This window comes from Caballeronia eucalypticola (assembly GCF_047608185.1).
Lineage (GTDB): Bacteria > Pseudomonadota > Gammaproteobacteria > Burkholderiales > Burkholderiaceae > Caballeronia.
In genome coordinates this window covers 13,992-35,752 of sequence record NZ_JBLKRU010000029.1, presented here as the reverse complement: position 1 = coordinate 35,752, position 21,761 = coordinate 13,992, and the positions used below count along the sequence as shown (strand labels likewise).

Annotated in this window: 18 protein-coding genes and 1 pseudogene; 10 read left to right on the top strand and 9 right to left on the bottom strand. The window is 61.4% G+C overall.

The window, feature by feature from the left end; all coding sequences use genetic code 11:
- Positions 1 to 14: 14 nt before the first annotated feature.
- Positions 15 to 869, bottom strand: coding sequence for a CPBP family intramembrane glutamic endopeptidase (locus ACMX25_RS27275; RefSeq protein ID WP_414953118.1), 855 nt, complete (start codon positions 867 to 869; stop codon positions 15 to 17).
- Positions 870 to 1,311: 442 nt separating this feature from the next.
- Between ACMX25_RS27275 and ACMX25_RS27270 the strand changes: the two genes are divergently transcribed.
- The 6 genes from ACMX25_RS27270 (at position 1,312) to ACMX25_RS27245 (ending at position 6,203) form a co-directional block, all read left to right on the top strand.
- On the top strand, positions 1,312 to 1,479 hold the full coding sequence (locus tag ACMX25_RS27270; RefSeq protein ID WP_414953117.1) for a hypothetical protein: 168 nt from the start codon (positions 1,312 to 1,314) through the stop codon (positions 1,477 to 1,479).
- Positions 1,480 to 1,689: 210 nt separating this feature from the next.
- The gene (locus tag ACMX25_RS27265) at positions 1,690 to 1,827 is read left to right on the top strand and encodes a hypothetical protein (RefSeq protein WP_414953116.1); all 138 of its coding nucleotides are present in this window, start codon (positions 1,690 to 1,692) and stop codon (positions 1,825 to 1,827) included.
- Between the two features lie 181 nt (positions 1,828 to 2,008).
- Complete coding sequence (locus tag ACMX25_RS27260) at positions 2,009 to 3,022, top strand: aKG-HExxH-type peptide beta-hydroxylase (RefSeq protein WP_414953115.1); 1,014 nt, start codon at positions 2,009 to 2,011, stop codon at positions 3,020 to 3,022.
- Positions 3,015 to 3,716 carry a class I SAM-dependent methyltransferase gene (locus tag ACMX25_RS27255; protein WP_414953114.1) on the top strand — a complete coding sequence of 234 codons (702 nt, stop codon included), beginning with the start codon at positions 3,015 to 3,017 and terminating at the stop codon, positions 3,714 to 3,716. The genes ACMX25_RS27260 and ACMX25_RS27255 overlap by 8 nt, the downstream gene beginning before the upstream one ends.
- A 34-nt stretch (positions 3,717 to 3,750) precedes the next feature.
- On the top strand, positions 3,751 to 5,109 hold the full coding sequence (locus ACMX25_RS27250) for an ATP-grasp domain-containing protein (RefSeq protein ID WP_414953113.1): 1,359 nt from the start codon (positions 3,751 to 3,753) through the stop codon (positions 5,107 to 5,109).
- Positions 5,106 to 6,203, top strand: coding sequence for a Rossmann-fold NAD(P)-binding domain-containing protein (locus ACMX25_RS27245; protein ID WP_414953112.1), 1,098 nt, complete (start codon positions 5,106 to 5,108; stop codon positions 6,201 to 6,203). The genes ACMX25_RS27250 and ACMX25_RS27245 overlap by 4 nt, the downstream gene beginning before the upstream one ends.
- Positions 6,204 to 6,859: 656 nt before the next feature.
- Here ACMX25_RS27245 and ACMX25_RS27240 read toward each other — a convergent pair.
- From ACMX25_RS27240 to ACMX25_RS27210, 7 genes and pseudogenes are all read right to left on the bottom strand, one after another.
- Positions 6,860 to 7,780, bottom strand: a complete 921-nt coding sequence (locus tag ACMX25_RS27240; protein ID WP_414953111.1) for a LysR substrate-binding domain-containing protein — start codon at positions 7,778 to 7,780, stop codon at positions 6,860 to 6,862.
- Between the two features lie 1,014 nt (positions 7,781 to 8,794).
- Entirely contained in the window at positions 8,795 to 9,199 is a 405-nt protein-coding gene (locus ACMX25_RS27235; protein ID WP_414953110.1) for a VOC family protein, read from the bottom strand.
- Positions 9,200 to 9,265: 66 nt separating this feature from the next.
- Positions 9,266 to 9,613, bottom strand: a pseudogene (locus ACMX25_RS27230) (carotenoid oxygenase family protein); the annotation flags it as partial.
- On the bottom strand, positions 9,595 to 9,918 hold the full coding sequence (locus ACMX25_RS27225) for a carotenoid oxygenase family protein (RefSeq protein WP_414953109.1): 324 nt from the start codon (positions 9,916 to 9,918) through the stop codon (positions 9,595 to 9,597). The gene ACMX25_RS27225 and the pseudogene ACMX25_RS27230, both read right to left, overlap by 19 nt.
- A 254-nt stretch (positions 9,919 to 10,172) precedes the next feature.
- Complete coding sequence (locus ACMX25_RS27220) at positions 10,173 to 11,159, bottom strand: alpha/beta hydrolase (RefSeq protein ID WP_414953108.1); 987 nt, start codon at positions 11,157 to 11,159, stop codon at positions 10,173 to 10,175.
- Positions 11,156 to 11,656, bottom strand: a complete 501-nt coding sequence (locus ACMX25_RS27215; protein WP_414953107.1) for a cupin domain-containing protein — start codon at positions 11,654 to 11,656, stop codon at positions 11,156 to 11,158. The genes ACMX25_RS27220 and ACMX25_RS27215 overlap by 4 nt, the downstream gene beginning before the upstream one ends.
- Positions 11,657 to 11,721: 65 nt before the next feature.
- Positions 11,722 to 18,021 (bottom strand): hypothetical protein, encoded by a 6,300-nt coding sequence (locus ACMX25_RS27210; protein ID WP_414953106.1) that lies wholly within the window; start codon positions 18,019 to 18,021, stop codon positions 11,722 to 11,724.
- Between the two features lie 281 nt (positions 18,022 to 18,302).
- Here ACMX25_RS27210 and ACMX25_RS27205 point away from each other — a divergent pair, with 281 nt between their 5' ends.
- The 4 genes from ACMX25_RS27205 (at position 18,303) to ACMX25_RS27190 (ending at position 21,188) form a co-directional block, all read left to right on the top strand.
- Positions 18,303 to 19,481 carry a helix-turn-helix transcriptional regulator gene (locus tag ACMX25_RS27205; protein WP_414953105.1) on the top strand — a complete coding sequence of 393 codons (1,179 nt, stop codon included), beginning with the start codon at positions 18,303 to 18,305 and terminating at the stop codon, positions 19,479 to 19,481.
- Positions 19,482 to 19,552: 71 nt separating this feature from the next.
- Entirely contained in the window at positions 19,553 to 20,266 is a 714-nt protein-coding gene (locus ACMX25_RS27200) for a hypothetical protein (protein ID WP_414953104.1), read from the top strand.
- Entirely contained in the window at positions 20,184 to 20,654 is a 471-nt protein-coding gene (locus ACMX25_RS27195; RefSeq protein ID WP_414953103.1) for an FUSC family protein, read from the top strand. The genes ACMX25_RS27200 and ACMX25_RS27195 overlap by 83 nt, the downstream gene beginning before the upstream one ends.
- A 312-nt stretch (positions 20,655 to 20,966) precedes the next feature.
- A complete protein-coding gene (locus ACMX25_RS27190; RefSeq protein WP_414953102.1) occupies positions 20,967 to 21,188 on the top strand; it encodes a hypothetical protein in 222 nt (73 codons plus the stop codon).
- A gap of 52 nt (positions 21,189 to 21,240) precedes the next feature.
- On the opposite strand, the gene ACMX25_RS27185 is transcribed toward ACMX25_RS27190, so the two are convergent.
- Entirely contained in the window at positions 21,241 to 21,693 is a 453-nt protein-coding gene (locus tag ACMX25_RS27185; protein ID WP_414953101.1) for a cupin domain-containing protein, read from the bottom strand.
- Positions 21,694 to 21,761: the final 68 nt, after the last annotated feature.

The following is a 21,761-nucleotide window of genomic DNA, read 5'->3' as shown; positions in this document are numbered from 1 at the left end:
ATGCCGTAGGCAAATCACAACGCCCCGGTTGGCTGCAACATCGGGTAGGTAAACAGAAAAAAGTGCATCATATTCAAGCCAAAATGCGCGAGCACTGCCGCCTGAAGTCCACCGAAGCGGTAAGCCAATCCATATCCGACTCCCGCGATGCTTCCAAGCACGAGCCATTGCCACCCGCCCGCGGCGTGAGCCAGGCCGAACAACCCTGCCGCGACAACGATGGCAATTGCGCTTGCGTACGGCCGCTGCCCGATAAGACGGCTTAGGCCGCCCTGCAGATAGCCGCGAAACAGCGCTTCTTCGGTGAACGTGACGAGCAACAGATTGTTTAGCAGCCACAGCCAACCGACCGAAGGCCATTTCGGTTCCCATGTGACGAGTCCCAGCAGCATTGCAACCAGCAGACAGGCCGCCGTCGTCACCAACATACAGACAACCCCTGCCCTCATCGATGTATATAGCGAGCGCTGCGGCCGAGTCCACGGCAGCACCAGCAGGATCCAGAAGCCAATCAAAGGCTTGTCCAGGTTGAGGTACATCGTGAATGCTACGGCATCCGCAGTGAAACGATGTGAGCTAATGACGCGGGGGTTATGAAAACCTGGCAGCCAATGCATGCTTAGTGCAATGGCCAGCGCAATGAACGCGGCGTGCCCGATGCACTGAACAGACGGTTTCCGGCGTGGCGATACGGCATAAGCAGCAGCCAGCAACGATGCAACCGGCGCCGCCGCCGTCGGGCCGAGCAGTCCGTTCGCGATCGCAGCGCTGTAGCCGGCAATGAGCAGTCCCAGAGCCAGCCACCGGGAAGCAGACGACAATGTCGCCGGCGCGGCAAGCATAATCGCAACCCACGGTAACGCAAACATGTTCGCTCCACGGAATTGATCGCCCGAAAGCCCAAGCTAACGGACGGATGGCACTTTATCAGGCTGGCTCGTAGTCCTCCTGATTTACTGACAGACCTCCGGCAATAAGCCGGAAAAAACCGTACTTGGCAAGCGTCAGATGACGAGGGACTGTTGCGGCCTATCGCAACCCGATTGCGAACAGGTGAGGCGCTTAGATCAGCGCGCCGACGGCCATGATCGCAGGGCGAACGCTCGACTCTTATCCTTGGATCGCTGAAGCATCACAAGGTGAAAGATCTTAACAATTTCAGATAGCTCCGCAAACTTGAATGCGCTCCGCTATCACGAAGAATCGTTGATAAAAATACCATGGACAAGACGGCGTGATGAGAAAATCGACTAATACTTTAACGAAGCACGTGCGCGGGAAACGGGCATCCGTAGGCGAGACTTTTACAGCGTGGCTTACATTTCTATTGGGCGTGCCGGCTGGCGGCTCGCAGTCATGTTGCTCGTGCGTGGCGAACACCTGTCGATGCTGCCCGCGACATTGCTACTCGTCGTGTTGTGCGTGTGGCAGATGCAGCTTCAGCACGAACCGCTTAGCAAAACGCCAACTCGTCTCTAACGATCGCAGGGACAACCCAACTCCTCCTGCGAAGCCGGTTGCAGGGCGCCCCAGCGCTTCCAAGCGCACCGTAGATCTGAAGTCACGAGAAAATCTCCATCGGATACAGCTAATTCTGTGCTAACAGAAGCAACGTAAATTGACATCTGGAGACTGATTCTCGATCAAGAGAAAAAGTTGATCCAATCTCACTTTACTTTGGAGAAGCTCATGAACACGACCATCAATATGGAATCCCAACAAATCGTCAATGCCCTCATTGCCCCGCGTAAGGACGAGTTCGTCCTGCCCGAAGGCATCGTCGCGGACGGCGCGGATCTCGTCCCGACCGTTCAATACCTGATGTAATCGCGCGTGGGGAGCGCGTCGTCTTGCCGGCGAATGGGCCTCAAAAGGCGCGCCCCCCGTTCGCCCCATCCTACTTTGACTTGCACGAGCTTCGCTAATTGTCATGAAGACCGCTCTTGAACTGCTGAACGAACCGTCCGAATGGCGGAAGCTGGTTTATCCGGCATCCGGGGCCAGCGAATTGCTGCGCACCGGATTGCAGAAAAAGATGAAGGACTCACTGCGAAAGGTACTGCTGGAAACCGCGCGCGTGATGCCGGAAAAGCTCACGAATCCCGGCCAACCCATTGCGGCACTTGACATTTCTCGCCGATTCTCGCCGCGCCTCTACTTCACCTATTTTGGACTGCTTCAGGAGATGGCGCGCTCCGATACAAGCTCCGTCGCCCAGCGCTGCGACGAACTGCTCGAATGTCTACGCGCGCCCTATGCTGATACCTTCGAAGTTCGCGATACCGTCGATGACATCGCATGGTCTTTTCTGCGCGCTCATCGCGCGGCTACGAGCTCCAATGCGTCCGTTCTGGAGGTCGCCCTGAGCACGACGGATGGTGACGCACGCGATACGGTGGATTGCTCCGCGGCCGCGTCAGCTCGCCGGCAGCTTGCAGAAATGAAGCTGGCCATCGCTGCATGCAACCCGAACCTCGCCGATGAAATTTCCAGCCTGGTGTGCGTCGTTCAATTAATGCCGCGCTCCTTTTCAGCGGAGGCGGCGTCAAGTCTAGCGGCATTTGGCACGGTGCTTGTGCGGCCACCATCACAAATTTGCGAACCACACGAACGGTTTTTTTACTTTGACCGAGTGCTTCACGAGTCCGCGCATATCTACCTGAATATGCTCATGACCTTCGATCCGCTGGTGAAAAATGGCGCCGATCCAGCACCTTCGCCCGCGCGCCAGACGTTGCGACCTATAAAAGGCGTGCTGCACGCCCATTTCGTGTTCTTTCGATTGCTGCATGCATACCGATATGCACCCGGGTATATCCGGCAAACAGAAGCCCCCGCGCCATCACCCGAGCAACTTGACCGTTTGAGCCTGTCCGCACTACCGTTGTCGTTTGCTACCAGAGAAGCGGTCTACCTGGATAAGTTCATGCGAGGTGACGCGATTCTGAGGGACCACGCCGTGTTCACGCCACCCGGCCAACATTTTCTCGATTCCATGAGGGAGGCCGTCTGTCATGTGTAATTTTCCCCTAGGTGCACTCGACCGGCGTCTGGTCGACCGCCTGCTTCAACTGAAGCCCTTCCCCGGTTCACTGCTCGAAATGGGATGTGGCGAGGGCCGCAAGCTCCTCGCGCTCAAGCAAGCCCATAACGTGGCGGTCTGCGGCGTTGATACGCATGAGCCGTCGTTGTCGTCCTTGACCCGTGCCGGTGTCGAGACAAGGACCTGCGACATGCGGCGCTTGCCGTTCGACGACGGCGCTTTCGACTGGGTGCTGATTGCAAACTCGATGCACCACGTTCTCAGGCCCGGCGACGCGTTAAGAGAAGGCGCACGCGTGGCACGTCACGGGGTTGTGATTTGCGAGCCGTGGTGGGATCTGAGCATCAGTTCGCAGCGCACCACGCACGCCTTGTGCGGGTGGTCGAATTCGCTGGTGCAAAGCTTCGGCTACTTCCACCGCACGGGCCTGTCTGCAGGCGAAATCCTGGAACTGGTCGACTTTAACGCCGCGTCTGCCGAAATCCATTACGAACTTGAGATCGAGCGCTGGGACGTTCAACAGTGGCTTGCCGACTTCGCTCCATGGCTTGAGAAACTGTCCCGCGATCATTATCTGCGCTGGCGTCTCAACGAGCTCCTGAGAACGTTGCCCACAGCAACAGCCACTCGTCCCGGCCAGGTGGTCGTCGTGGTGAGAAAAGCAGCAGCGTAAGCATCAATAATCTTCCCATAGCGGAGGCTTCACCATGAAACTCCAAAAACAAGCAATTGTTATCGTCGGCGCAGATCGCAAGGGTTACTACATCGGACCGGCGCTTCAGGGTCGCGGCTATCAGTGCATCCACGTGGCGTTCGGCAAGGCCGCGAGTGTAGAGACGCGCAGCCCTGAATGGTGCACCGACGAATTACGCCTTCTGTCGAATGACGACGCGGCAATATGCGATCTCGTCGAGCAACTGAAACGCTACCGTATCAAGGCCATCGTCGCGGCAGGCGATAGCGGCGTGATTGCCGCGAACAAGCTGACGCAGTATTTCAATGTACCAACGAACCCCGCGGGCAGCTCACGGTTACACAGGCACAAATTTCACATGGTCGACGCGTTGCGGCTCAACGGCGTGCCGTGCCCGGCGCAATTCTGCTCCCGCGATCTCGACGATATCCTCGCTTGGTATCGGCAATCCGGCTTCACGCGCGCCGTGATGAAACCATCGCTGGGCGGCTATTCAGACGGGGTTGGCATCTGCGAGAGCGAAGCCGACATCGCGGAAGTTTTCAGGCGCAATATTGGCAACGTCAACGTGGTCGGTGAAATCAAGGACGAATACGTCATCCAGGAATACCTGGAGGGCAGGCACTTCGTTGTCAACACGGTGTCAGTCGAAGGCCAGCACTTCGTCACGGATATCTGGCATGACGTCAACCACTATGAAGACACCTGGCTGATCGACGAATACTCGGACTTCATACGTCGCGACGCGCCTGAATTCTCCGTTTTGACTGAATACGCAGGCGATGTGCTCGACGCGTTGCAGATACGGAATGGCGCTGCCCATAGCGAAGTGATGTTGACGCTGAACGGCCCTCGTCTGATCGAAACGGGCGCGAGGCTGGCGGGAGGGATTGACTTCTCGGTTGTCGAGGAGTGCCAAGGCTATAGCCAGATTTCCGTCCTTGCGGATAGCCTCATTGCTCCTCATCTGTTCCTGGACAGGATAAAGTCATGTGCAGCCGCACCAACACGGTTCGCGCGTTTCATCTACATGTCATCGCACCTTTCCGGCCGCTTGGCAAACCACCTCGACCTCGCTGGGTTCCTCAAGATTCCGAGCCTCATGAGCGTCAAACTTACGATTACCCCGCAAGGACAACTCAGGGAAACCAAGTACGCGCTAGGACATCCCGGCTATGCGATGTTGCTCGCGGACAGCTGCGAGGAACTCGGGCAGGACTACGCCCTCTTTCGCTTGATAGAAAAGTCGTTTTTTGCGGCGGCGATTGGCAACGACGCGCATGACCCATCGCGCTTGGAAGTGACCCAACTAAATGCGGCAAACGTTCGTCGCCCGGCTTGCTGGACACTCGCAACGGAGCGTTTGACATGACGCAAACTCTGTGGCTACGTGCCGAATCCAGGCTCAATGAGCGCCGCACTCTGTTGATTCCAGTCCATGCGGGCATTCTCGTCAAGAATGGTTATCGCGTATGTGTAGAGTCGTCGGCGGATCGCATCTTCCGCGATTCGAGCTATCTCGACGCTGGATGCACGCTTGTGCCAACCGGCAGTTGGCCGTCCGCGCACCGCGACACGCTGATCCTGGGCCTCAAAGAACTTCCCGACGAGTCGTTCCCGCTCGGACATCGGCATATGTATTTCGCCCATGCGTACGAGTGCCAGCGAGGCTCGCTCAAACTGCTCGAACGGTTCAGACGCGGCGGCGGCTTCCTCTACGACCTCGAGCAGATCAAGGACAGTTTTGGCGCACAGCTTGTTACCGGCGGCGCGGGCTATCTCGCCGGACTGGCCGCAGCGACGGCGTGTCTCGACATCTGGACGCAGAAACTGCAGGGACCTGACGTGGCGTATCGGATACCCAGGCAATTCATCAGCGTGAGCGAACTCGTTGCATACGCACGCGGGCTGGTTCTCACTGGATTCCGGGCGCCCAGCATCCTGGTAATCGGGCACCGCGGTAAGTCCGGTGCTGGCGTCACGCGCCTGCTCGACGAAGTGGGACTGACGTACGACTGCTCGCCGAAAATCACGAAGGAGCGGCATGAGCTGAGGGAGCGATTGCACGACTATGAGCTGGTGTTCAACTGCATCAAGTTGTCTGCCGGGACGCCGCTATTTCTATGCGACACGATGATCGGTCCGCGTACGAAGATCCAGCTGATTGGCGACATCAGTTGCGAGGCAACTCATCCGGACAACCCAATTCCGTTGTATTCAAGCCCAACCAGTTTTGCTGTGCCCGTCTGCCGCACGCGAACCGGCATCGACGTCATGGCTATCGACAACATCACGGCGATGTTGCCCGTGGAGTGCAGCCAGATTCTCAGCGAGCAGATTTTTCCTTACCTCTGCTATTTTCTGCTCGCGAAAGGTGTGCATGACGCTTCGCCGTTTCAACGCGTCGTCGATTCGTTTAATTCTGCCAGCACTGCCGCCTGCGCGGAATCGACGATGGCGGCTTGAGCCGACGTCGGTGTCGGGAGGCCCTGCCAACTAATAGGACTTAATTCTCTACTAATTGTTGGGTGGAACAATCAAGCTCTACGACAACCTAAGATTTTGAAAATGGCAAACGCTCAGTTTGAAGTGACGAAGGGCTCTAAATGGCCACTGGAAGTAAAGTTGGTGAGACGCCGCAAGCGCCACATCGCGTATCTGGCGTGCGCTTTGGTATTAGCGGTGACCGCAATGTACATCCCTGTGTCACGGGAGGGCGGACTAGCGGCCGCAGTTGTTAATTCGACGTGGGGCAAGTGGCAGAGCAATCGGATCGAAGCAAGTCAGGAAGAATTGATGCGCGGATGCGCTAAGCAAGGTTTCGCGACGTTCGACGATTGCTTCAGGAATTCGCTTTCTGTCATGGGGCCTGGTTGAGCCGAGGACCAGCCCATCAGCGAGAGTGGCATTTGTAGCCGCCAATCGGACGATCGTCGGCCTATCATGTTCGCGCCGCACTTGCCGGCCCGATAGAACTAGATTCGCCATATCAACTTTCGCACCCGCATCGGGCGACACCATGTTGTCTTCGGGATGTCAGAGGCAAGTCTGCGCGCGTTTTAAGAACAGCAACAACACCGTCGTTCGTTGCAGGTAAGTCGCCGGTTAGGGCTTGAAACGCGTCATTCGTCTACCGGTTCGGCGCTGGCTACCGGACGCTCGGACAGATGTTGTTTAACAAAGGCGGCGATGAAATCGCGCACCGCTTCCCCAGCGGCCGCGAGGGGCGTCTCCGCAGAAGAAACGATGCTGGCCGTCAGCGGAATGGCGGGCTCGATGGCTTGCGCAACAATATTGCCGGGCAGCTCGTCCGTGCCGCCAAGTGGCAGGATGGTGTCGCCGACACCGGCTTGTACGGCCGCGAGCATGTCGGTGCTCACGTCGGCTTCGGCCGCGACATGCGGCACGATTCCCGCCTCTGCAAATTGCCGGTCGAGTACAAGCCGCACAATATTCGGGTGATGCGGCAGCACAAGGGGAAGCTCGGCGAGTTCCTGCAACTTGATCGATCCAGGCCTGACCGATCCGTTTGCACGCCGCAGAAGAAAGAGCCGCCGCTCGAATAGCAGCACGCGGACACAACCCGCATAGGGTTCACCTTCGAAGAGGAAAGCGAGGTCGATGGCGTGTTCGCGAATGCACGCGGCCAGTTGCATGCTCCCCGATGACGAAAGCTTCAGCCGCACTTTTGGTAACGCAGTGCGGCACGCGGCCATGATCGGCCCCGCGAACTGCGATGCCAAAGGGAAAGCCATACCGATGGAAACGCTGCCCTCGACTTCTTCGCCGTGTCCACGTACGACTTCAGGCAAGCGCTCGACGCGCCGCAGGATCGCACTCGCCTCCACGTAAAGCCGCGTGCCTGCGGCCGTGGCGCTCACGCCGCGAGCGCTTCGCTGCAGCAGCGAGACGCCGAGCTGATCTTCGAGGTCGGCGATCTGCTGGCTCAATGCAGGCTGCGCCACATGGGCCACCTGTGCCGCGCGCGAAAAACTGCCTGCATCGACGATGGTCACGAAATAACGCAACTGTCGGAGTTTCATGTGTTAACACCTCGCTGGAGTGTCCAACACGGAGGCATGCCCGCATGACACCTGGGGTTCAAATCGGTGGGGAAACGCGGCGGTTCGCGCCAGATAGTTGACTCATCGGCCACTGGCCGCACATCCGCAGAAAAACGAGACGGAAGGCACTTAGTGAGTCTACTGCGTCGCCGCTTGACGCACAATCCATGCAATCTAACGCTGGCGAGGAGATCGGAAAGCTTGGAAGCGGTCGATGGCCGACCCAGGCGGTTCATCCACCTACATCCGAAACAGCTCGACTTTCCAGGTGCTGTTTTCCGCTCGCTCATTTTAGGCTCAGTCAAGACTCCTATGATTCATTCCACTGAAGCTTTCCACACGGCGCGGCTCCGGGAGGCCAAACACGCTTCTTATCCCGGCAGCCTGGGCCGTCTGAGCGTTGGGTCGCGGGAGCGGAAACGAAGGACCAGAATTCTGGGCGAGTGCGTAACACGCATTCCGGGCCTTGCACCAGAAGACTTTCGACCAGCGTTCAAAGAAAGGCTTATATCCTCCCAGCACTGACATGGTGAATCCCTTTCGTAGAGTCATTTGAAGCCATTTCGGAGCATATCCATCCGAACGGCCAGAGCGCATGCTGGGACAGTATCGTGATCGTCAGTTTGAAACGCTCCGTTCTTTGCTTTTTATATCGATAACGAGCATCGCTTCAGATCTCCACACCGACGGACCCGTGTATGAGCAGGTGTGGCGGCGTGTGGCCGAACCCGGTCCGATGTTGAACTAGCGAAGTAGGCTGCCGTTGATCGGCCCGCATCGGGCAGGAGCGGTCGTTCGTTCCTGCCGCGGTGTCAGTAGGCCGTCGGAAACTCCGGTCCGGATTTCGCGTATTGAGGTGTCGATATGGCTTGAGACCGTTGTGACAGCCAGTCTTGAGCCGGACGTATTCTGCGGTTCCCAGAGTTGCTTTCGAGGCATAAAGACTGCCGAACACGTCCAGAAAGGTCCGACTTTTTGCGACCTTCTACAGATTTACGTGTACAGGCTGGCGCGTTGCCCACTTCTCGCCCGGCCCCAGATCTCGTCATCCGTGAGGGTCGTCTCGACAAACTCGATCGGCATGCCCGCATTGTCGATCACCGCGACGCGATATCCGTCGATCGGTTCGTACGGGCCGAGCAGCACGATGTGACCTTCGATCGCCGCGCTCAGGTCATTGACCTTGTATGCCACATGTGGCTGTTCTCGAAGTAGCGGACGTAGCGGCGAGCCGGGTTCATACCGATGCCACTGTACCGGCACGGGGCCACTCAGGTCATCCGTCGTGTACATCTTTACTTTCGCGGCATATCGTTCCCCGGGCCGCCACTCCGTAGTGGGGATGCCGATATGGTGCAACGTATAGGTCACACCCTCACGGCGCATTGTTGTGGTCATCGCCAATTCCCTCGCAAGTAAGTCGCGCCCTTCGCGGTGCATAGTGTTCAAAAGAGCAAGCCCGGTTCAGGCCAATGACGCAGGAATCCACGCTCCATGCAGCCCGGCCGGGATGCGCCGTGGCAGTTCGATCACGGCGAGCGGTTCGCGATCGAGCTGCCGCGCGTCGAGAATCACGAAACGGCCGGCGCTGCTACCCAGTTCATGTACGAACGTCACGATGAACCCGTCCTCTTCGCGCCGGCCGTGCGGGTCAGCAACAAACACCGGTTCAGAAACCGTCAAGCCCGGCGCTAACTGGTGCACGGTCTTGCTGCCGGTGACGAGATCGTAGCGTGCGATTGTCTCGAACGCGCCGATCTGCGGCTTCTCGCCGGGCCGCGGCATGCGCAACCCTACGTATCCGTACCGCGAGCGTCGTCCAAGATACGCGTCGTTGACCCGTCCGAACTCGACGGCTGATCGTCGATCGCCTCGTCGTGCACTACGCTCCTGGCGATGTCGATTACCGGCCGGTGAAGCTCCAGCCGTTTCGAATGGCCCGTCAAAGGGAAAGAGTCATACCACGGCAGGACAGCTTCGATCCGGTCGCCGTCCGCGAATGCATTGATCGTATGCCAGTGGAAGAACGGCGGTGCATCGATCCAGCGGACCTGCTCCGCGTGCTGCGCGTCGCGCGGAATCAGCGCAACTTTGGCGCCGCGCTCCGGCTCCCACAATCCACTTCAGGTTCGCACGCAGCCGATCAATATCGATGACCCCAGACGCGGCACGAGCCCGCCATAAGGGTCGACATCCGGGCCTAACAGGCGCGCTACGACGTTTCCCGATAGTGCATTGGCTTCTAGAATTTCCGCACCTGAACGTTGACGCCGATCGCGGGCATGTCGATGGTGTTTAAATTCAATTACACGACGTTATGTCTTGATAGTGTTTGTCCGATGAACGGTGTTGATTGAGTCGAACCGCAGGATCAACTCGAAGTAACTAAATTCTTTGCGCACATCCAGTCGCGCACTATTTCGCCGATGGCGTCGCTATTAGCGTCGGCCATCAAAGCGTGACTGTTTCCTGTGATTCCGTGTGAAGGCAAATCGATCCATTGCGCATCCACGCCAGCGGCAAGCAGCGCCTCGTACCAGCGCCGTACCTTGGGCACCGACGCGACCCAAAAAGGATGCTGATCAAGGAAGTCGCCCCAAACGAAAAGATGCGGAATGCCGCTTAAGATCGCTGGATCGAAACTTTCCGGATCCGGCGCGCCGGACGGCTCGAGCGAGATCACGGCCTTGATGCGATCCGGCGCGTGCAGCGCGGCGTTGAGCCCGAAATTACCGCCTTGACTGTGAGTCAGGACGATGCTGCTTTCGAGGCTGCCAACGAGTGCGTCGTAGGCATACTGCGTGAGCGCATCGTTGCCGCCCCAGCGTGGAACGAACTGGTTCATGAAACCTTCCATCCGCTCGACAGGAAAGCGAAGTCCGTCGTGAGCACGACGTTGCGCAGAATCGGCATGCCAGGAACCGGCCGGACCGAACCGGAACGTTTCCTCCCATGCTTCGCGTCCCGTGCGGAAATAGGGCGCGTCCGTGTAGACGTCGGGATACGGAGCCCATGACGCCCGGCCTCGTTCGACCGCGTCGGACACGAACACGTCGAAGCCCGCACGAAGAAAAAGCATCTGCCATCCGGCGCGTCCATCGGGTGTCGTTTCCCAGTTCACGCCGCTCATTCCTCCGCCGTGCCAGAGCAAAAGAGGATGCGGACTAAGCGGCGCCGCGAGCTTGACATACTGCACGTACATCTGCCCGGCGATCATCTCTCCATTGGGATCGATGGGATGAACTGCGCCGTGGGTCGTGCTGACGCGCAATCTCGGCGCTAACCCGGTTAGCGAAACCATGTGGCCGCCGATATGAAAGCTCCCAATTTCGCGCACCTGTAGCGGCGCGGCGCTCATGCCTTTCCCCTTGACGGAGTGTTCAGAGGTGGCCCTAAAAACTCGACACCCCAGCGCGCGCTGAACGCCTGCTTCGCCTCATCGTCAAGCTTTGAGGCCTTCAGGGCCGAGCCCAGTTCGGTAAAGAACGCAAGGGCGTCGAAGCCAGGAACGATCATCACCAGTTGCTTCGATGGATTGCTGTCGATATTCACGAAGCGGTGCGGCACGTTGCCATTCGCCACAACGGTGTCACCCACCGTCGCTTCGAAGCGCTTGCCATCGACCTCGAAGAGGTAGTGCCCCTGCAAGATGTAGAAGATCTCGGCTTCGCGATGCCTATGCAGCGGAGGACCGAAGCCCGGCGCGTTTGTCGTCTCGATCAGTTCGATGCCGCTGCCCGCGAAATCTTGCGGCGTGCGGACCCTTAATTCGAGGCCGATCTCAGGAACGGCGACGCAGCGATCGTCGGTGAGAGCCACGCAAGCGCCCTCGGTCAACTTGGAACTCGTGTTCATGGTGGTGTTTCCGAAAATGCACCGGACAAGCCGAACGCCGCCGATGCGCGCTTCACGAAGCGGAATCAGAACAGGTGATTCACGCGCAAGATGCCTTCATTCGAGCTGTAGCCGCTGCCGAACTGGCCGCCATACTCCAGCTTGATCTCCGTGCTTTTGGAGACGCTGAGGTTCATGTCCAGCTTGACCTTCGCAAGTGCCGACGGTGCCGACGACACCGCCGTGAAAGGCGCAACGCCCGGCGCGCTGCCGACGAACTGCGCGCTCGAATCCCAGTGATTCCGGTTGTGGAAGATCGCGCCAGCCGCAACGTCCGGCCGCAGGACCATGCCGTTCGCGAAAGTCCAGCGGCCGCCGACCTCGAACATCGGCGATGCGGACAGCGTCGTGGCAGTCGACCCGTCGACGGCTAAGTCCAGCGCGCCCGCGCCCTGCTCCGTGAATCCGCCCGAATGGAAGTGGACGACGTGCAAGTCCAGATAAGGCTTCATGTACCAGTCGTTCATCGGGATCGTGTACGCGACGCGCGAGTGCAAGCCGGCTTCGTAACTGTTGAAGCCGCCCTTCGCCTGTGCGGCATAACCCGGCAGCGAGACGTTTCTCGTGGAGTCGTACCACCCGTAGCCTGCATCCGCGCCGCCGGAAATAGTCCAGTTGCCGATTGCCTTCTTGAGCACGACGCCAACTTGCGGGCCGTGTCCGTTCACGTCGCCGACACCATCCGAGCCGTCGAGGTTCGACGTGTCGTAGCCGACGCTGCCGCCGACGAACCAACCGTCGCCGATCGCGTGCTGGCCGCCGAACTGCATCGCATACGTATTTGCCGAATAGCCGATCGTGCCCGCGCCATCCGCGCTCGTGTGGTTATCGATAATGCGTCCCCACACGCAGTCGCGCTCGTGCATCATCGCGTCGGCCGGGCCGTCGAACGACGGGCAGCTATACATCCGCTCGACGAACGCGTGGCTCGCGGCAAGGCTTGCGGTTCCGACGGCCTGCTGCGTTTCGTTGCCGAGCCTGTTGAGTGCCGCGTTATACGACGCGTGATTCGCTACGCCGTTTGCCAGCTGCGCGAACGCTGTACCGAGCGCATCGGCGTTCGCGCCAGCATCGAAATTGGCCTGCAGGTGGGTCGCGACCGCCTGCGCGTTCGCGCCCAAACCCTCCGCGTTCGCAGCGAAACTCGCATGCGGCGTGACGTAAAGCGACTGGCCGCCGGTCGGCGCATCCGGTGTCTTGCCGCTCGCCAGCGTGTATTTGACGAGGTAGGGATTGCTCATCTGCAATTGCGAGGCATCGAGCGCGCCTTTCACGTCGATCACGTCGAGCGTGCTGTTCGTGAGACGCGCCGGGCGCATCACGAGCTGGCCCGCAAGCGTCGCATTACCCGCTACGATCAGACGATCGCTCGTCGCCGCGACGTGATCGCCGTCGATCACAATGTTGCCAGTCGCGCCCTGCTGCAGATCGCCCGTCACGAGCGTGACCGCGCCGGGCGCGCTCCTGCCGCCGACATCGAGTGTCCCGTTGTTGCGCGTGAGCGCCGCCGCGACCGTCGAACCCGTATTCAGCGTGCCGCCCGGATCGTTCACCACCGATCCTTCGCCGCCGTTGTTCTCGAGATTAATCGTGCCATCGATCACGCCAGTTGCGCCGTTATGCACGAGCGTATCGCCGCCGTAACTGAAGACCGCCGAGCCATTCACACCGGCCGTCGAGGTGATGAGGCCGTTGTTGTTGACCGCGTTGAGCGGCGTCGTGCCATCGATGCTCAGCAAGCCTTCGAAGACCTGAATGGCCGCCCCCGTGCCGTCGCCGCCGTGGTAGAAGTCCTGCCCGCCGGAAACCTTCGCGCCTTGATCGACGTTGACGACGATCTGCGATCCGTTCAGGTCCGCGCCGCCCGACTGCGAGCTTTGCGCGTAAATCCCGGGCGACGCCGCGCCCGTCGCGCTGACCGTGCCGCTCACGTTCACGTTGACGGGTCCGCCGTTGCCCGAGCCACCGAACGACCCCGCATACAAGCCTTGCGCGTATTCGCTCGCGCCCGCCGTGAAATAGCCACCTCCGCCGCCCACGCTCTGCGCGATGATCGCCGGTGCGTTGGCGCCGCTCGTCTGCACACTCGATCCGGCGCCGACCGTCACCGCGACCGTGCCGCCATTGCCGCTGCCCGGATGGTTGTTGGCGGCGTAATAACCCAGGTGCTCTTGCGACAAACCCGTGTCGCCCGCAATTCCGCCACCGCCGCCCACACTTTGCGCGAAGATACCGACCGCACCCTGCCCGCCGGTGTCGATGCTGCTCCCGCTGTTCGTGGTCACGGTCACGTCGCCGCCATTGCCGCGCATCGCAGCGGTATTCATGAAGCCGCCCGGACCGCCCGAAATTTCGCCACCGAGCACGATTCCGCCACCGCCGCCCACGCTTTGCGCGAGCACGCCGTACGAGTTGCGCCCTTGGGTCGTGATCGTGCCGCTGTTGCTGACGTTGGCCGCGCCGGCCGAGCCGTTGCTGCCGTCATCGCCGGTGCCGCCGAAGACGACGTTCAACTCGAACGTGCCGTTGTTCTTGATCGGGTCCGCGTTGGCGCCACCGCCCGCGTTGTCCTTGGCGTCCGTCGACGCCGCCTTCACGATGCCGCCGCCTCCGGCGATGCTTTGGGCGATGATCCCGCTCGCGTCGTGGCTTTCGGTGAGAATGCTCGCGCCCGCGTTATTGTCGACGGTGACCGTGCCGGCTAGGACCGTCGCGGCATCCTTGCTCTTGCCGATCTCATCGCCGCCGATGTTGATGCCCTTGTTGCTGACATTGAGCCCTTGCAGCGCGCCGTTGCGCCCGCCCGCGACGCCGCCCATCCCGCCGCCGCCGCCGATGCTCTGCGCCACGATGCCGTTCGCCATAGAGCCGATCGTGATGATGCTGGCGTTGGTGTCGTTGGTGACCGTCACGTTCGATCCACTGCCCGCCGCGCCGCCCGAGCCGCCCACCGCAACCGGTGCGCTGACGCTGTCCTGATCGACGCTAAGCGAGCCTGAGCTCGTCGCCGCGCCGCCCTTGCCGCCGCCGCCGCCGATCGATTGCGCGAGAATGCCGTCGGACATAATGCCGATCGTGCCGATGCTGCCGGTATTGCTGACCTGCACGATGCCGCCGTTGCCGGCCGCTCCGCCCGAGCCGCCGATCGCGATGTTGGTCTTGATCGACGTGGCGTTGGTGTCGTCGCCCGCGTCGCCCTGGTCTTCGCCGAGATTGCCGAGATCGCTGGCGTCGTCCGCCGGGCTTGAACCGAGACGGCCCGAGGTCACGGTGGCGGGAGAAGTATCGAGCAGTTGGCCGGCGAGCGCGCTCAACGCGGCAACGCTCGTGTATTGGCTGCCGATGCCGCCGTCTTTAAAAGCGTTGGCGAGCGCGTCGAGCGTTGGATTAGTGGCGCTGCTGCCGTTGCCGCCGTCGCCTGTGGACTTCTTGCTGCCGAGGCTCGTGGCCGCCTTGCCGCCCATACCGCCACCGCCGCCGATGCTCTGCGCGACGACCGCCGAGGCGTCCGCGCCGAACGTGACGATCGAGCCACTGTTGCTCACCTGCACCGAGGCCGTCGGATTGTTCGCCGCATCCACGACGGTCGCCGAACCGCCGGCCCCACCCGAGCCGCCGATGCTCACGGTCGCGCTGAAATCGCCTTTGCTCGTGCCCGCCGCGCCGCCCGCGCGCCCGCCACCGCCGCCCACGGCCTGCGCGATGATGCCTGACGCGCCGTCCCCGAGCGTGAGAAGCGCGCCGCTGTTGCTCGCTTGCACCAGGCCCAACGCGTTGCCGCCTTTTCCGCTATTGCCACCGATTGGAATGCTCGCCGAGATGTTCGTACCGTCGCCGGTGGCCTTCGCCTGCGCATCGCCGCTGCCGCCGTTGCCGCCGCCGCCACCGATCGACTGAGCCAGGATGCCATCCGCCGATTCACCCGTCGTGACGATCAGGCCGGTGTTGGCGGCATTCACCGCGTTGGCGTCGCCGCCCGATTTACCCTTGCCGCCGATCGCCACCGACGAATCAATGTTGAGTTCGCTGCCGGTCGTGCTTGACGTCGCCGACGAATCCCCGCCCGCACCGCCACCCCCGCCGATGCTCTGCGCGATCATGCCGATGCCGCCCGCGCCGCTCGTCGCGATCAGGCCCGCGTTCGTGATCTGCGCGGTGCTGCCGTCGCCGCCCGAGCCGCCCGAGCCGCCGATCGCGGCGGTCAACGAGAGCGACGGCGTGTCGTCGGGCGCATAGGTCTTGGATGTCGCAACCGATGCCGCGCCCAGCCCGCCCCCGCCGCCGATACTCTGCGCCACGATCCCGAAGCTATCCGATCCGCTGGTGCGAATCGTGCCCGTGTTGGTATCCGTCGATCCGTCAACAAACCCGACCCACGCCGCCGAGCCGCCCGCGGCGCCGTCACCGCCAACCGATTCCTGCGCGCCAAATACACCGTTGGTGTCGTTGCTGAATGCCGCGCCGCCCTTGCCGCCGCCGCCGCCGATCGACTGAAGTTCCATGCCCGACGCATGCTGTCCGCTCGTGACGATATTCCCGCTATTAGAAGCCTGCACGGTCCATCCGTTGCCTCCCGCGTTCCCGCTGCCGCCGATCACCAGATTGATTTCCGCGCCTTGCCCGCTCGTCGCGTCACCGCCGTTGCCACCGCCTCCGCCGATGCTCTGCGCCTGAATGCCCGACGACGACCGCCCACTCGTCGTGATGGTCTGGTTCGAATTGATCGTCACGCCGGCGCCGGAACCGGCGTAAGCGCCCGCGCCGCCAACCGCCATCCAGCCGCTGGAATCGCCGCCGTTGCCGCCGCCTCCGCCGATGCTCTGCGCGAGCACGCCAGGTGAATCAGTAGTGCTGGTCGTGATGCTGCCGCTGCCTACGACGAGCACGTTGCCCCCGTTGCCGCCGAACGCACCCTCGCCACCCGACGCGCCGAAGCCGCCGCCCTTGCCGCCGTTCGCGCCCGCCCCGCCGAGCGACTGCGCGAGAATGCCCGGCGAGTGCGCCGCGCCCGCCGTCGATAATGTGCCGTTGTTAGTCACAGTGACCGAACCTGCGTCGCCGCTATGCCCGGCGAGCCCGCCGTTGTCCACGCCGCCGCCCGCACCGCCCGCACCGCCGATCCCGCCGAGCGACTGCGCCCAGACCGCGGGCGTCATCGGGTTCGTTCCGGTGCCAGCCTGCGTCGCTACGCTGCCCGATTGGACTGTTACGACGACGTTTCCGCCCGGCGCGCCCGCGCCGCCCGTGCCGCCCTGACCGCCCGCCTGAACCGTGCCAGTCGAGCCGCCCGCGCCGCCGTTGCCGCCCGCGCTGACTGCCCAAATGCCCGCGCCCTGATCGCTCGGATAGGTACCGCCGACGCGCCCATTTGCAAATCCGACGATCGACGTGCCTGTTATGACCGTGACGTTCCCGCCCGGCGCGTCCGAATCCGCACCATCGACACCGAATTTGCTGAAGCTAGTTACGTGCGGATTACCAGTGCCCCCGTCGCCGCCGACGGACGCCGCATAAATGCCTGAGCCAAAGCCGATGACCGCGGCCGTGCTACCCGTCAACGGGTTGACCTGGTTCGGGTTCGCCATGTCTTGGACCGTCACGTCGCCCGCGCTGCCGCCGATCTGCGATGTGCCTTGCGTGCCGCCCGTGCTGGGCACACCGCCGCCGCCGCCCGCGCCACCCTGCGAAACGACGGATATTGCGGGCGCCTGTCCCGCCGCGCCGAGATTGGCCGGGCCGGCCATGATCGCCTGCACCTGCGCGCCCGATGTGATGGTGAGCGCCACGCTGCCGCCAGCGCCGGCCGTGCCGCCGTCGCCGCCGTTCAGATTGGTTAAGGGCACCAGCGTGCTATTTCCGCCGCTCGCGTCGCTGCCGTTTCCGCCCGTACCGCCGATACTCAGCATGCCAATCGCGGAAGGCTCCTTGCCTGCGTTTCCAACGCTCCAAAACACGGTCGGCGACGACTGGCTGAAGGTGGCCGACAGCGCAGGTGCGGAACCCGCCGCCGTGCCGGGATTGCCGCTATTGTCGGGACCGCTCTTCGGTCCGGGCGCGCCCGGAGATCCCGCGGCGCCGATGGTGCAGACATTCGCCGAAAGCCCGGCGCACGGGTTGCCGCTCGTCTGTGCGTGCGCGCCGAGCATCAAACCGCCCGCCGATGCGCCGAGGGCCAAGTGGATCAGTTGGACGAGACGGCAGCGCGCGAAGCGCGGCGTCCCATCGAACGCGGCGCGCGCGTCATGCGCCGGGCGTCGCGCGGTTGCGGCGCGAGCCGATAAGAAAGTGCTTCTATTGCTGACACGACACGAATGACGAACCGACATGGAATGATCCTTGGACCTATGAGTTGAAAGAGTTGCGTCGAACTTGGCTCGACATCGACATTCGTCTCGACGTGGCTGCTGGCGCGGGTGAACCGGCAAACCGAGTGAGTCGTCCATTTCACGGTCGATGTGGCGGCGTGCAGAGCCGCGATGCGATCCGTCAATGTGTGTGCCGAACATTCCCGCCAATTCGGCCTGGGAGAATTGTGTAAAATTTAGACTGCTATTCCATCCCCTTAACTGGGTATGTAACTGCGTCACTTCGGCAGTCGGAGACTTTAGTGCCCGAGTCCGCTCTGTCTGATGTCATTAATTTGATCTATGCCGCAGCGACCGGCGACGGGGCGGCATGGGACGATGTCGCCCCACGCTTGTGCATGCTCTTTGGCGCACAGCGGGTCAGTCTGGTGCTGCCGGAGGTACCAGGCAGGATTCACCCGGTTCTGGGCGGCGGCGACGAGCTCGCCGTCTCGTACGCCGCGTACTACCACCGGATCGATCCGTATCGCCAGTCGGCCGAACAACACTTTCGCGACGCCAGATTGCCTCGTATCAATGTGGTGGTGGACGAAGAAATCGTCCCGTACAGCACGCTGAACAAGTCCGAGTACTTCGCCGATTACGCGCAACCAGCCGGATTTCGTTATCTGCTGGGAGGCTTGTCGGGCGCGGAGTCGTTCGCTCCCATAGGCTTTTCGCGCGATGCTCGGAGCGGACCTTTCAGCGACGCCGACAAGCGCCGCTTGCTGACACTATTGCCCCATCTGCAGCGCGCGCTTCAACTGGAAAAGCGGCTCGCGATCGCTGACCGGACGCACCTCGGTTCCGGCGCGCTGGATGCACTCGCGATCGCTGTCGTGCTCGTGGACCGTTCTATGCGAATCCTGCATGCGAACGCCGCAGCGAGCAGATTGATGGACGGCAGTCGATGCGGCCTCGCGATGCTCGGATCGGGTCCATACCCTGGTGTGGGCGACATCCGTCTGCTTGCGCGCCACCCGGAGGATCAATCGACGCTGGTCAAACTCGTCGCCGACGCCACCGCCGGCGGCTCGGGCGGGGCATTCAGATTGCGGACCACGCGCGACGAACCGGCCCAAAACGCACAACTGGCGGTGCTCGTGTCTCCTGCCTTGGGTCACCTGCGTTCCCACGCGACGGACCGCTACGGCGTCGCTCCCGGCGCGGCGATGCTGGTCATTCGCCAGTTGAATCGCGCGTGGCTACCTCCGCCCAGTCTGATGAGCGAACTTTACGGCCTGACCAAAGCAGAAGCGGAAGTTGCTTTGCGCTTTAGCGGCGGTGCGACCGCCGAAGACGTGGCGCGACACAGACGAGTCTCCCTGGATACAGTCCGCACGCAGGTAAAGACCATTCTGCGCAAGACGAATGCGGTGAGCCTGCGCGATCTTGAGCGCATCATTGCGATCAGCTCGGCCATTCTGCCTGCGGCGTCGTAAGCTGTTCATGGTGGACCGCGTATTTTCATCGCCGCTCGGTATTTTCCCGACAAGGTCATGGACAGCCACCAATGAACGACAGTCCGCAGCGCTCCCCGGATCAAGGCGATGCATCACGACCGGTCTCGCCTTCGCTCTCTGCACTCGGCCGCTGGCTGGAGCGAATCGACCCTGGTACGCACCGTCGCATCAAGGGGCTTCGGCTCGTCACGGCGTACGGCATCGCGGCCGCACTGGGAGCATTGCAAGATCTCGCTCATCACGTGCCGGGCAGCATCCCGCTCAGCTACCTCGCTGGGAGCTTCGCGCTGTGGGCAAGCGTGTCGGAGGGCAAATCGACGCGAGCCGAGTCAGGCCGCGATCTCACGTTACTGAGCTTTTCTGCGAGCTTAGGTGCGCTTCTGTTCGTGTTCCTGTCCGAGCCGCTGCGCTTGGCCGGTCGAGCGGGTCCGGAAATGGTTCTGGTGACGGGCGCGTTTCTGGTCGGTTATCTCAAGCGATTCGGCGTCTTGGGTGCGGGCATCGGATCGCAGATTTATATCGGCGAGTTGCTCGCTTACGGCGCTCATTTGACTACGGACGACGTGCTGGCGATCGCAATCGCCGCACTGCTCGCTACGCTGGCGTCGGTCGTGCCGCGCATGCTGAGCGGACCCGCGGAGCGGCCTGTCACGCCAGCAGTGCTCGCTGCCGGGCCGCAAGTTGTTCCGGGCAGATACTCGCCAGAGTTATTCATGGGATTGCAGGCGGCCATCGGCGCGTTGGTCATTTCTGGTCGGGCTTGAGGAGTCCGCCTGGGCGATCACCGCGTGCACCTACGTCTTCGCCGGTTCGGCGACCGGGACGGTAGAACGTGTTCGTCGCCGGATAATCGGCACGCTGATTGGTGTTCCGCTAGGCATTGCTTGTCTGCCGGTCGCCGAGCACACGCCGCTACTGGTCTGGGCTGCAGCCGCAATCGCCATGGTCATTTATTTGATGGCGTTGCCGGAGCGCTACGACGTTGCCTGTGCGGCGTTCGCTTTCACGTTGATCGTGACGCTCGCCGCTAGCGGGGTGCAATCATACGCGCTCCTTGCTGCACGCGCCTGGGAGACGCTGCTCGGTGGCGCACTTGGCATAGTCGCCGCAATGGTCGTTTTCCCGATACGCACTCCAAGGTCCGGGAAATAAGAGCTCTAGAAGGCTCTAGAAGGCTATGGTGCCTTCACGACCTTTTGAATCTCGGCGCCGAGGAGAAGCTGACCGAGCGGCTAATTCTGGTTTCGATTGAGGCCGTTTTTTTACACGTTAGCCTACGCATTGCTTGCGCTCGAAAAAGAAGATTTACGCCGCCAAGTCGCGACACTTCAGGGCGAATATTTGGAGAAGCACGCCGGTGTTGTGGGACCGGACACTGACGTTCCACGCAACTCGCCACAACTATCCAACGGCTTGGCAACCTGGAAATTTTTGTCGTGATGATTCGGTACCGGGTCCTTTAGCTTGTCCGATTTGGACACGCTAAAAGCCGTCTCTCTGAAGATCGACAAATCCTTCGTATCCGCGATAGGCAGTGACGCCGTGACCGGGTCGGTCATCGACCACATCATTGTTGGCTACATTGTCATGCGCCTTGGTCCGTGCCATGTCGAGATTCTCATCGAGTTAGGATCGCAAGCCTTCAAACAGTGCGTGCAGTTCCAGATGCTCGCCTGTTCCGATTAACGGTGATGTGGCGACGCATCATAGGTCAACTGCTTTGTTGCACTCAGCGCAATTAGAGCGGTAAGCGCGTAATCCGTGACCAGTCAGGTAATGGATCAAGATCGGGCCGCATCGTGACGCTTTCCTGTTCGTTGGGGTCCGTTCGGGCGATCACCGCGATGCAAGGCTCATCCGCGCTCGCGTTGTACGGGACATGCGGCACCCCTGCGGGGATATAGAAGAAATCTCCGGCCCGAACCACCGCATGGTGCTCCATGCGTTCGCCATACCAGCAACCCGAGACGCCGCTCAGCTGATAGATGGCCGTCTCATGTTCCGCATGGAGATGCGCCTTGGCGCGGGCACCTGGTGGAATTGCTGCGAGCTGAAGATGCATATTCTCCGATCCCACATTTTCAGCTGAGATACCGACAGCATAGGTCAGCCCTTGCTTCCCCTCGAACTGTGGACCAGCTTGCACGAGTTGGCAGGTAGCGGTGTTTGGCTTGTGTGTGCTGATGTTCATCGCTTCTCCAGGCAATGAGCGCCGACGTCGGCAAATTGCGAGCTTACGAAGGCAGATTAAACCGCGCG

What these genes read in the sequence shown, in the direction of transcription:
- ACMX25_RS27275 (WP_414953118.1), bottom strand. Translation starts at nt 869, where the DNA reads ATGTTTGCGTTACCGTGGGTTGCGATTATGCTTGCCGCGCCGGCGACA.
- ACMX25_RS27265 (WP_414953116.1), top strand. Translation starts at nt 1,690, where the DNA reads ATGAACACGACCATCAATATGGAATCCCAACAAATCGTCAATGCCCTC.
- ACMX25_RS27255 (WP_414953114.1), top strand. Translation starts at nt 3,015, where the DNA reads ATGTGTAATTTTCCCCTAGGTGCACTCGACCGGCGTCTGGTCGACCGC.
- ACMX25_RS27250 (WP_414953113.1), top strand. Translation starts at nt 3,751, where the DNA reads ATGAAACTCCAAAAACAAGCAATTGTTATCGTCGGCGCAGATCGCAAG.
- ACMX25_RS27245 (WP_414953112.1), top strand. Translation starts at nt 5,106, where the DNA reads ATGACGCAAACTCTGTGGCTACGTGCCGAATCCAGGCTCAATGAGCGC.
- ACMX25_RS27240 (WP_414953111.1), bottom strand. Translation starts at nt 7,780, where the DNA reads ATGAAACTCCGACAGTTGCGTTATTTCGTGACCATCGTCGATGCAGGC.
- ACMX25_RS27235 (WP_414953110.1), bottom strand. Translation starts at nt 9,199, where the DNA reads ATGACCACAACAATGCGCCGTGAGGGTGTGACCTATACGTTGCACCAT.
- ACMX25_RS27220 (WP_414953108.1), bottom strand. Translation starts at nt 11,159, where the DNA reads ATGAGCGCCGCGCCGCTACAGGTGCGCGAAATTGGGAGCTTTCATATC.
- ACMX25_RS27215 (WP_414953107.1), bottom strand. Translation starts at nt 11,656, where the DNA reads ATGAACACGAGTTCCAAGTTGACCGAGGGCGCTTGCGTGGCTCTCACC.
- ACMX25_RS27210 (WP_414953106.1), bottom strand. Translation starts at nt 18,021, where the DNA reads ATGTCGGTTCGTCATTCGTGTCGTGTCAGCAATAGAAGCACTTTCTTA.
- ACMX25_RS27200 (WP_414953104.1), top strand. Translation starts at nt 19,553, where the DNA reads ATGAACGACAGTCCGCAGCGCTCCCCGGATCAAGGCGATGCATCACGA.
- ACMX25_RS27185 (WP_414953101.1), bottom strand. Translation starts at nt 21,693, where the DNA reads ATGAACATCAGCACACACAAGCCAAACACCGCTACCTGCCAACTCGTG.